The organism is Vibrio sp. 1641, assembly GCF_033339995.1.
Classification (GTDB): Bacteria; Pseudomonadota; Gammaproteobacteria; order Enterobacterales; family Vibrionaceae; genus Vibrio; species Vibrio alginolyticus.
Genome location: NZ_JAWOVP010000043.1, coordinates 1 through 1285, shown reverse-complemented (window position 1 = coordinate 1285; position 1285 = coordinate 1). Strand labels below are relative to the sequence as shown.

The following is a 1285-nucleotide window of genomic DNA, read 5'->3' as shown; positions in this document are numbered from 1 at the left end:
CTTCGCGTTGCAAATTCAGGAGAGACCCTTCGCAAATTTCGCGAGCCTACTCGCGCTATGTAGAATTTAAAAATTCCACATAGCGCGAGATTTAATGAGCTTTCGTATGATTTCACGCAACAAAAAGCCTGCAACAAAACAATATTGCAGATAAAACGTGAAAATGTCACAATGGAATTTCCATAGCCCACTGCTGCTTATGCAGGAACCTGACCTCTACAACCTCCTTGGTTTGGTCTGCGAAAATCAAATCCGCGCTTAGTCAGAGAACTAAAAAATGATTTTGCCTCAGGGGAGTACGGCCTAGTTAACACCGTACACGTTGGTTTTAATTACTGATACCAACGGTGCTTCTCAAAGCAGCGAAACACAAAAATCAGTACGCACTTCACTGGCGGAAAGTGAACGTGAAAAGGTGTGAACAGTCGGCCTTGCTATACGAAAAAAAGCAAAATTGGCGAACGGCAATGCCGTCTGGATATTTTTACGAAAATATTTAGCTAGTTCTTACGCCCACATCGAGATTTTTATGAGCTTTGATCCAGTAGCAGCGACCGAAGCTGCAAAAAAGACCCGTGCTTTACGCAAAGGCAAAAACTATAAGAAACGCACCTCTAAACTTGAACCGTTCCGTTCTGAAATCGCCAAAATGTACAAGCATGGCGCATCTTTAGAACTGATTGCTCTGCACCTCCAAACTGAACACAAGCAATATGCAGCTCGCAGTACCATCCTCCGATATATCCATTCCATCGGAGTAACACGCAATGGCTAAAGGGCACTTCGCAAAATCAGAAAAACAAGCCGCTTCTGTCATGAAAGAAATGCAGGGGAAAGGTAATGCCATAGAATCGGTGGGAACGGCGAGGAACTACGAACAAGCATTGAAAACCTGTTGCGATTATCTGAAAGAGTTCAAGCTTGGCTCTCTAAGAGAACTAACCCCAGAACAAGCAAAAAACTACATAGAGTTACGCGCTCACGAATGTAAACAAAGCACAATCGACATGGATCGTCAGGCAATACAAACAATGATGCAGCATGTCACACATAAGTTAGAACCCAATCAAACACTATACCCACCCAAAGAGCTTCCTACATCTAAAAAAGAAACTATTGAAAACTCTCGTTCTTACACGCCAGAACAGGTCAATGCGATCATTCAGCACCAAACCGAGCAACATGCACTCTCAACACAACTTTGTCATGAAGCGGGTCTACGCGCTCACGAACTGTACACACTACGACCTTCTGGCGAAGTAAATCCGAGTCCACGGGACGTACA

The 1285-nt window shown here is 44.0% G+C and carries 1 protein-coding gene and 1 pseudogene; both read left to right on the top strand.

Features of this window, described 5'->3' with window-relative positions; genetic code table 11:
* Window positions 1-454: 454 nt before the first annotated feature.
* A complete protein-coding gene (locus R7Z47_RS24015) occupies window positions 455-775 on the top strand; it encodes a hypothetical protein (RefSeq protein ID WP_102137291.1) in 321 nt (106 codons plus the stop codon).
* Window positions 768-1285: pseudogene (locus R7Z47_RS24010) on the top strand (site-specific integrase); the annotation flags it as partial. The gene R7Z47_RS24015 and the pseudogene R7Z47_RS24010, both read left to right, overlap by 8 nt.